Raw genomic sequence first — 8719 nt, forward strand, 5'->3', positions numbered from 1 at the left:
TAACCTAGTGGTCGCCGCGCTGTTTGTCAGTGCCTTTCCATGCCGCATAGATTCCGGTGGCAAGCCCACTTTTCAGGAGCGAACCGATCAGGAAGGGTACAACGCCTGCTGCGAAGGCGGTTTCAGCGCCGACAAATCCCGATAGCCAGGCCCAGCCAAGCGTCAATACGAGGGCGTGAAGGCCGAGAAAGCCAGCAAGGCGCAGGCCGTGGGCGGTGAGACGGTCACCCTTGGGCAGGTAGCCGGCGAGGAAGGCAGCCAGCGGGAAGGCGGCAAGATAGCCGGCTGTCGGACCGGCAAAGGCGGCAAGTCCGGACTTGCCGTCGGCCAGCACGGGCGCGCCGGTCATCGACAAGGCCAACCATGAGAGCACGATGGCGGCCCCCGTGCGCGGGCCCAACAAGGCGCCCATCAGCAGGACAACCATTGTTTGCAGCGTTATCGGCACCGGGTACATCGGGACGGAAATATAGGAAGATGCCGTTAGCGCAGCGACGCCTGCGAGGCCGATAATGAGTGGCCGTAGGGCAGAAGGGGTGGTGGTCCGGGCGCTGGCGAGTTTCATGGCGATTCCTGTCTCTGTGCAGCGCGGTTTGTGCGGTGCAGCACGGGTGAGGTCAAGGGCTACGGCAGCGTCACGGGATGACATGCCCGGCAAGCGGTAGCATATAGAGTGCATGAGCAAGACATTTGACCTGATCCTACGTGGCGGCACCGTTGTCACTCCCGGCGGCGAGGCCCGCGTTGATATTGGCGTGCGCGCCGAGCGGATCGCCGAGATTGGCGACCTGTCGGCCGCCAGCGCCGGTGAGACCTATGATGCCACGGGCTTGCATATCCTGCCGGGCGTGATCGACAGCCAGGTCCATTTCCGCGAGCCGGGCCTCGAATGGAAGGAAGACCTGGAGTCAGGCGCACGGTCGGCAGCGCTGGGTGGCGTGGTCGCGGTGTTCGAGATGCCGAACACGAACCCTTCGACGACGAGTCCCGAGATGCTGGCCGACAAGCTGAAGCGGGCCAAAGGCCGGATGGATATCGACCACGCTTTCTATGCCGGAGCGACGCATGACAATGTCGGCCTGCTGGCCGAGATGGAGCGGACGCAGGGTTGCTGCGGCGTGAAAGTGTTCATGGGCGCTTCGACGGGCGACTTGCTGGTGCATGATGACGAGGGCGTCGAAGCGGTGCTGCGCGCGATCAAGCGGCGCGCGGCCTTCCATTCCGAGGACGAGTACCGCCTCGCCGAACGGCGCGAGCTGGCGGTGACCGGCGACTGGACGAGCCACCCTGTGGTGCGCGATGTAGAGACCGCTGTGATGTCGACGCGGCGCCTGCTGAATCTCGCGCGCAAGGTCGGCAAGCGAATCCATGTGCTGCACATCACAACGGCAGAAGAGCTTGAGATGCTACGCGATGCCAAGGATGTGGCGAGCGTGGAATGCCTGCCGCAGCACCTGACACTGGTGGCGCCGGAGGCCTACCAGCGGCTGAAGGGCTATGCCCAGATGAACCCGCCGATCCGCGAGCAGCGCCATGTCGATGCGCTGTGGCGCGCGCTGAATGCCGGGATCGTGGACGTGATGGGATCGGACCACGCACCGCACTCGATCGAGGAGAAGGCGCGGCCGTATCCCGCTTCGCCGTCGGGTATGCCTGGCGTGCAGACCATGGTGCCGGTCATGCTGACGCATGTGAACAATGGGAAACTGTCGCTGCAGCGCTTCGTTGAGCTGACCAGCGCCGGGCCGCAGCGTGTGTTCGGCCTCGCCGACAAGGGCCGGATCGCCGAGGGCTATCATGCCGATTTCACGGTCGTGGACCTGAAGCGCAAGGAGACGATTACGAAGGAGTGGTCGAAGTCGAAATGCGGCTGGACACCGTTTGACGGGTTCGAGGCGACCGGCTGGCCGGTGGCGACCATCGTGCGCGGCGGCTTCGTGATGCGCGACGGCGAGATCGTCGCCAAGGGCGGCGGCAAGCCCGTGCGCTTCAACGAGACGCTGGAGCCTGCCGAGGTTTGAGTGTCCCGGCGCGGCTGATCGAAACCCTCAAGGCCCGCTATGGTGAGCCGCAGCGCCATTATCACACATGGGATCATATCGACGCGCTGAAGCGTCACTTCGATGGACTGGCTGGTCATTGGTACCGCCCTGAAGCCGTGCTTTGGGCGCTGAACTGGCATGACGCGATTTATGATCCAACGCGCCCGGACAATGAGGAGCTGAGCGCATAGCTTCTTGAGGCTGAGGGAAAGGTCTGGCTTGCCGAAGATGACCTTGCCTTCGCCGCACGGATCATTCGCGCCACCGCAAAGCATAAGATTCCCGACGGGCTGGATGATGTCGATGAAAACGACCTTGCTCTATTCCTGGACATCGACCTCTCGATCCTCGGCGCCCCGGAGCCAGTGTTCGACCCGTACGAAGCGGATGTGCGGGCGGAATACGCATTCGTGCCAGATGAGCCGTTCCGCGCCGGCCGCCTGCGGATACTGAAATCATTTGCGGAACGTGAGACGATCTATTCCACCGAAGCGGGCCAAAAGCGATCGGACGAACAGGCGCGCGCCAATCTTGCGCGGTCAATGGCGCAGCTATCGATGTGAGAGACGCACACTCCGTTTTTTCCAGGCATAGCAGGATTTGGCGCTAAGTTCTCCAAACGGGGGACGAGTCGTGGCGGGACGTGAAAGCAGGATCGTGCAGGCAGGCGTGGGTATATGACCTCCGCCGTTTAGCGGATGCCTTGCGCAAGCAGGACTGGTTCACCGTCGCTGTGGAAACGCTGATCGTTGTGTTTGGTGTGTTCATTGGCCTGCAGGTCGGGAACTGGAACGATGCGGCTCGATAGCGGTCAAAAGAAGCCATGTTCCTCGAACAGCTTGCCAGGGAATTCACCTCGGTGGTGGAGGCGGGAAAAGCCGCGAAGGTCGACGCCGATGTCTCGCTCACGGCAACACGCGATGTTCTGAGGGCGATTCGGGACGGCAAGGAACCCGAAGACAAGGCGGCGTTTCTTCAGACACTGGGGAGCGCGGGCGGATTTGAGCCTGGCCCGTCAGAACCGGTGACGCTGATCGAGTTGATGGCGGCGGGAGGGCTTTCCGAGCTGTCCTCGCCGGACCTTCGTACAGCGCTTATCCGCTATCACGAGACAGCTGACTCTCAACGCGAACTGACGAGCCTGACACTGCAGCGCGTGTCTGCGCCGCATGACGGTTTTCACGATGCGATCTATCTGAATCCCGACTTTTCACCTGAGTTGGAGAACCGTCTGGAACGCTATGACTGGGATCTGATGCCGGGCACACGCCAGCAATTCCAGACGATCATGCACGGCAAGCTTGGCCTCAGTTACGGCATCGAGGAACAGATCGTCCGCGGTGAAGCCGTGCTCGCCGAGATCGAGAAAGCCCGGAAATGATACTGCGCCGCAAAACACATTCAGCCATCGGCGCCATCCTGCCTCTGCGGCCTTCCGCGCGACACCGACTAACCAATTGGCGGATGGGGGACAGAATTTGCACAAGTGACCGCAAGGGGCTGGACGGGCGGCTATGCTGGCTTTTTGCAGTGCAGGGCAACGGTCAACCTTTCGCGGGACGACAGGTCAGGCCGGGTGCTGCATGATGTTCGCCGGTTTCGCGGCGCACCAGTGTGCAAACTCCGTCATTCAGGACGATTTCGAACGCCACGGGCATGGCCACGCTGTGCGTTTCGAACTCTCCTGGCGGCGGCGGCAGGACAGAGACATAGGTGGCCGTGGTCAGGTCCGCTGCCGCGATTTGTATATTGGCGCGTCCCATGGCCTCGCCGAGGGCGGTCTTCAGAATGGCGATGCTGGCAGCGTCATCCGTCATGAGCGTCGCGGGTGTCATGTCGGCATGTGTCTGGCAGGCGGGCAGGGCGAACAGGGGCAGGCTGGCGAACATATAGGAAAGGGGCGTGCGTCTGGTCATCGGCCGGTACTCCATTGCGTGCGCGGCATGCTCATGTCGCGATTGGTTCCCGAGAGCGATTGCCCCGGCAATTCGAGCGGCGGTCCGTCAGCGGTGGTTGCCTTGCTCACGCTCACACTCTGGGGCGACTGGCTTGATACCGGCACGGCCGGGCAAGTGCCATCGAGGCGATACTGCAGGGCTGCGGCGAGCAGGGCTTCGCTCGTATCACCGAGTTCCCGGGTGAAATCGTCGGCAACCGTGCAGCCCGGTGCCTTCACGGCAAACGCGTTGGGTGAATTTTGCGGTGCGAAACCATCCGTATAGTCACCAAAATCTTTCTCGTTCACGCCCTGGAACTGAATGCTGTAGTAGGTCTCCCCGCAATTCGAGGCCGGATAGAAGCCGAACGGCTTGCCGCATGTCGTGTCGCCGATGAGCACCGCGTCGACGTCGACGCCTCTCAGGCCATTGACCAGCGCTTCGCTGGCGCTGCAAGTGCGGGCCGTTGTCAGGATATAGACGCGAGGCAGGTCGAGGCGTGGCAGGGGCTGGCCATCCGTGAGGGAGAAACCGAGCCCGGTTGAATAGAACGGGATCGGGTCATTGAACGCGCCGGTGACAGGGTTGCGACTGCCAGCGGCAGCATTGAAGCGCAACTGTTCGAATGCCTTGTTTTGCGTGCGGGCCGGTCCGGCGACCATGTAGCCGAGCTGTGAGGAGACGGCGAGCAGGCCGCCACCATTGTAGCGCAGGTCCAGGACCAGGTCATTGATGCCCGATGCCTTCAGCGACGTCACCGCGTCGGCGATCTCCTTTTCCGATGCAAAGGGGCTGAACGTGTTGAACAGGACGTAGCCGACCTTGCCTGCTGCTGTGTCGATGGTCGAGAAGCGGTTGACGGGCTTGGGAGCGATGTTGGCCGCAGCTAGCGTGATGGAGCGGTCGGTCGAGCTGCCCGGATCGCGCACCACGAAATCATGTTGTTCGCCCGCGGTCTGCGGAGACAGCGCCCGGTTCAACTGGTCAACTTCCGCCTGCGTGCCGGCACCATTGACGACGTCGATGCCGTCTATCCGCAGGATTCGGCTGCCTCGCACCAGCTTGGGCTGCCCAAGAGAGGTTTCGGAGGCAGGTGAACCAGGCTCTGTATAGCGAATGCGAATGTCGCGTGGTGGCGTCGACGAAAACACGGCGAACGCGGCGCCATAGCCTGGAAGGGCGGTGGAATTCCGTTGCTCCAGATATTCTTCGGTAGGCTGATTGAAGTGGAAATCATCCTTGTTTTCGCCAGACGCGGTCGTGGCGAAAGTCTTCTGGGTATCGAAATAGGCAATGCGGTTGGTGTAGGCGTTTGGGTTCCGGTCCGTGACTTCATCGGGCCAAAGATAGGTCTCGTGCGTCCATGACCGCAGCCAGAACATTTCCTGCGACAGGGATCCGGCCTGGTCGGGGAATGCGTTGCCTTCAAGGTCGACGCCCGTGCGGACCACCTCGCATTTGTCCGAGAAGGTGCCTGCCGAAGCATAAACACCCTGTGTCCATGTCGGACCGGCTGCGGCGGGAGGCGGCGGGGGCGGTGGAGGCGATGACGCACTGCCCGATCCGCCGCCTCCGCCACAGGCGGGTGCAAGGGCCACACCAGCGGCAGCCAGCATGATTTTCATGTGGGAGAGAAAGCCGTCTTTTCGCATATGCACTGTCTCGTCGCTGAGTGATGGTTTCATGGTGATTTGGGTGTCCCGTCAGGTCAAGCCGGGCCACCGCTATATCTTCACGCGAATATGCGCGCCTTTCGGGCGAATGTACAAATCGTGATCTGCAGCCTATCTGGCGTGTGACTTTGCTTTTCGCGGAGCGCTCATGCAGAATGAGACATAGATCACCGGGATAGGCACGCGCTTGGCAATGGGAATTTTCGAGGAGTTGTCTTGAGCGACCGCAAAGGGCTGAACCGGGGGCTGTTCTGGCTCTACGAGGGGCATGGGCGCGGGCCGTTCATCTTCCGCTGGGCCATGCTGATCTTCGATTTAGCGACGATCATCTATTTCCTGCTGGCGCCTTTCGCGCAGCGGGGGCAGCATCACTACATAATCGACTATGTGATCGGCGCGGTAATCCTGTTCGACCTTGTGGCCAGGTTCTACATTGCTAGGTCGAAGCGCAAGTTCCTGATGCGGTTCCTGCCCTGGGCTGATCTGATCGTGGTGATTACGATGTTCGCGCCGCTGCTTGTGGCGAACCTGGCCTTCCTGCGCGTCCTGCGGGCGGTGCGGGCGATCCGGGCCTTCACCTTCATCAAGCGTGCCGGGAAAATGTGGGGCTTTTTTCAGCAGCATGAGCAGGTGATCGACCGGGTGACGAACCTGATCGTGTTCGTCTTCATCATGGCGGCGCTGGTCTATGTTTCGCAGGTTCGCATCAATGACGGCATCAATTCCTATCTCGATGCGCTCTATTTTACCGTCACCAGCCTGACGACAACGGGCTATGGTGACGTGTTGCTGGTGGGCGAAAGCGGCAAGCTGATCGCCATCATCATCATGGTATTGGGCCTGACCCTGTTCCTCCGGCTTGTCCGCGCCATATTGCGGCCGACAGACAAGGTCGAGCAGGAATGCGGCGTGTGCGGCCTGACCATGCATGATCCCGATGCCGTCCACTGCAAGCATTGCGGCGCAGTGATCCACATCCCGACAAAAGGCATGACATGAGCAACACCAACCTACCGTTTCGCGAAGTGCCCTATCTTCCACTGAAGCTGGACATAGATCGACGCCCTGACGGCACGATCTATTTGAACAATGGACAGCCGCTGAAGGCGCACCCGCCGCATCTTCTGGCGCCGCTGGTGAAGTGGGCGGCTGAAGCGCCTGACCGGATATGGCTCGCTGAGCGCGTACCGGAGGACCCGCAATCGGATGGATGGCGCGAAATGACCTATAGCGAAGGGCTCGAGCGCGTGCGCCGGCTGGCCCAGGGCTTCATTGATGCCGGCGCGGGCCCGGATGCACCGCTGATGATCCTGTCGAAGAATGCGATCGATCATGCGCTGGTCATGTATGCCGCGATGTGGGCCGGCAGCCCGGTCGTGCCCGTGACACCGGCCTATGCGCTGCTGAGTGAAGACTTCGCGCGCCTGAAATATATCGACCAGCTGACCGAACCAAAATTCATCTATGTCGAGGATGGCGCCGAGTATCAGCGCGGTATGGATGGCATGGGCGTGGGCAACCGGCTGGTGCTCTACAGCCGTAACGAGCCGAAAGGATGTGACTGCGTCAATATCGGCCGCTTTGCCAAGGAGCCGACTGACGCGGTCGACGCCGCCTATGCGGCGCTGAAGCCTGAGACGGTCGCGAAGTACATGCTGACATCCGGCTCCACAGGCGAGCCGAAGGCGGTGATCAACCTGCATGGCATGGTCGCGGCGAATGCCAAGATGATCCGCTCAGTCTGGGATGAGGCGCGCCTGGAGGAGATCACGGGCGGGCCGCAGGTGATGTGCAACTTCCTGCCGTGGAGCCATACATATGGCGCTCATTCGATCCTGCACAACATGCTCGATTGGGGCGGGACGCTATACCTGGACCAGGGCGCGCCGACGCCCGCGCGCCTGCCGGAAATGATCCGGAACCTGAAGGAAATCCTGACGACGCAGCATACGACCGTGCCGGCAGCCTGGGCGGCGCTGGCGACCGAGCTGGAGCGGGACGAAGACCTTGCGCGCGCCTTCTTCTCGCGCCTCAACTGCATGGCCTATGGCGGCGCGGCGATGGGGCAAGACATCTATGAGCGTATTCAGGCCGTGGCGATTCGGGTGACCGGTGAACGCATCTCACTGTCGGCCGGTTACGGCGCGACCGAAACATCACCGACCGCATCAAACGTGCACTGGCCGAATGACGTGATGGGCCTGATCGGACTGCCGCTGCCGGGGAACACGTTCAAGCTGGTGCCGAATGCCGAGAAGCTGGAGCTGCGCGTGAAGGGGGTGAACGTGACACCCGGCTATTACCGCAATCCCGAACGCACCGCTGAGGCCTTTGACGAAGAAGGTTATTACCGTCTGGGTGACGCAGTGCGATTCGTCGATCCCGAGCATCCGGAAAAGGGCCTCGCTTTCGATGGCCGGACGGCAGAGGAATTCAAGCTGGCGAGCGGAACGTGGGTGTCGGCAGGCACGGTGCGGGTGCAGGCGGTGGCGGCGACAGGTGGCGCATTGTCCGATGCGGTCGTGTGCGGGTTGAACCGCAATGAAATCTGTCTGCTCGGTTTTCTCAATGAGGCTTGGTGCCAGCGCCTGGTGGGTGAGGCCTTGTCGCTTGCCGAACTGTCGCGCCATCCGAAAGTCATCGGCGCGGTAAAAGCCGGATTGCAGAAACACAACGCGGCCAATCCGAAGCCTTCGGCGCGAATCGCCCGGATCCTGCTCCAGGAAACACCGCCCCAGGCGGATGCGGGTGAGATCACCGAAAAAGGATACATGAACCAGGGACGCACGCTGGACCTCAGAAAGGACCAGGTAGAGATGCTATATGCGAGTTCTGTATTTGACGCGGTAGTCGCTATAGGCGTTTAACTCGAAAAATTCGTGACTCTCGTCTCATTTTTTCGAAATGAGCGTCGCATTTTTTTGACCTATACTCCGAGTCCTGCGGAAGCCGAATTTGATGGCTTGACGGCTGGGCTTGGAACGATTCAGCTATGCCCATGATCCGCACCGGCTTTCTTTCCTCATCAGACCGTATTGAGCTTGAGGCTTGCGTGCGTCGCCAGCGC

The 8719-nt window shown here is 61.3% G+C and carries 9 protein-coding genes; 6 read left to right on the plus strand and 3 right to left on the minus strand.

The genetic code is table 11. The annotated features are described in order from the left end of the window. Window positions 1-4: 4 nt before the first annotated feature. Window positions 5-565 carry a biotin transporter BioY gene (locus ACESNB_RS00895; protein ID WP_373002622.1) on the minus strand — a complete coding sequence of 187 codons (561 nt, stop codon included), beginning with the start codon at window positions 563-565 and terminating at the stop codon, window positions 5-7. A gap of 112 nt (window positions 566-677) precedes the next feature. On the opposite strand from ACESNB_RS00895, the gene ACESNB_RS00900 reads away from it, so the two are divergent. The 4 genes from ACESNB_RS00900 to ACESNB_RS00915 all read left to right on the plus strand — a co-directional run bounded on the left by ACESNB_RS00900 (window position 678) and on the right by ACESNB_RS00915 (window position 3423). After that, on the plus strand, window positions 678-2021 hold the full coding sequence (locus ACESNB_RS00900) for a dihydroorotase (protein WP_373002624.1): 1344 nt from the start codon (window positions 678-680) through the stop codon (window positions 2019-2021). Next, complete coding sequence (locus tag ACESNB_RS00905) at window positions 2018-2233, plus strand: hypothetical protein (protein WP_373002626.1); 216 nt, start codon at window positions 2018-2020, stop codon at window positions 2231-2233. Before ACESNB_RS00900 ends, ACESNB_RS00905 begins: the two co-directional genes overlap by 4 nt. 174 nt (window positions 2234-2407) lie before the next feature. Beyond that, entirely contained in the window at window positions 2408-2605 is a 198-nt protein-coding gene (locus tag ACESNB_RS00910) for a hypothetical protein (protein ID WP_373002628.1), read from the plus strand. A 260-nt stretch (window positions 2606-2865) separates the two neighbouring features. After that, a complete protein-coding gene (locus ACESNB_RS00915) occupies window positions 2866-3423 on the plus strand; it encodes a hypothetical protein (protein ID WP_373002630.1) in 558 nt (185 codons plus the stop codon). A gap of 163 nt (window positions 3424-3586) precedes the next feature. Here ACESNB_RS00915 and ACESNB_RS00920 read toward each other — a convergent pair whose 3' ends face one another. Together ACESNB_RS00920 and ACESNB_RS00925 are read right to left on the minus strand one after the other, a co-directional pair. Further along, window positions 3587-3958, minus strand: a complete 372-nt coding sequence (locus ACESNB_RS00920; protein ID WP_373002632.1) for a hypothetical protein — start codon at window positions 3956-3958, stop codon at window positions 3587-3589. Next, on the minus strand, window positions 3955-5664 hold the full coding sequence (locus ACESNB_RS00925; protein ID WP_373002634.1) for a S41 family peptidase: 1710 nt from the start codon (window positions 5662-5664) through the stop codon (window positions 3955-3957). Before ACESNB_RS00925 ends, ACESNB_RS00920 begins: the two co-directional genes overlap by 4 nt. A 204-nt stretch (window positions 5665-5868) precedes the next feature. Here ACESNB_RS00925 and ACESNB_RS00930 point away from each other — a divergent pair, with 204 nt between their 5' ends. Together ACESNB_RS00930 and ACESNB_RS00935 are read left to right on the plus strand one after the other, a co-directional pair. After that, window positions 5869-6651: a potassium channel family protein gene (locus tag ACESNB_RS00930; RefSeq protein ID WP_373002636.1), complete on the plus strand. Its 783-nt coding sequence runs from the start codon at window positions 5869-5871 to the stop codon at window positions 6649-6651. Beyond that, complete coding sequence (locus tag ACESNB_RS00935; RefSeq protein ID WP_373002638.1) at window positions 6648-8519, plus strand: feruloyl-CoA synthase; 1872 nt, start codon at window positions 6648-6650, stop codon at window positions 8517-8519. The genes ACESNB_RS00930 and ACESNB_RS00935 overlap by 4 nt, the downstream gene beginning before the upstream one ends. Window positions 8520-8719 lie beyond the last annotated feature (200 nt).

The sequence above is a fragment of the Hyphomonas sp. genome, assembly GCF_041689225.1.
Classification (GTDB): Bacteria; Pseudomonadota; Alphaproteobacteria; order Caulobacterales; family Hyphomonadaceae; genus Hyphomonas.

Coding starts and splice junctions, on each gene's coding strand:
- ACESNB_RS00925 (WP_373002634.1), bottom strand. CDS start 5,664: ATGAAACCATCACTCAGCGACGAGACAGTGCATATGCGAAAAGACGGC.
- ACESNB_RS00915 (WP_373002630.1), top strand. CDS start 2,866: ATGTTCCTCGAACAGCTTGCCAGGGAATTCACCTCGGTGGTGGAGGCG.
- ACESNB_RS00895 (WP_373002622.1), bottom strand. CDS start 565: ATGAAACTCGCCAGCGCCCGGACCACCACCCCTTCTGCCCTACGGCCA.
- ACESNB_RS00900 (WP_373002624.1), top strand. CDS start 678: ATGAGCAAGACATTTGACCTGATCCTACGTGGCGGCACCGTTGTCACT.
- ACESNB_RS00935 (WP_373002638.1), top strand. CDS start 6,648: ATGAGCAACACCAACCTACCGTTTCGCGAAGTGCCCTATCTTCCACTG.
- ACESNB_RS00920 (WP_373002632.1), bottom strand. CDS start 3,958: ATGACCAGACGCACGCCCCTTTCCTATATGTTCGCCAGCCTGCCCCTG.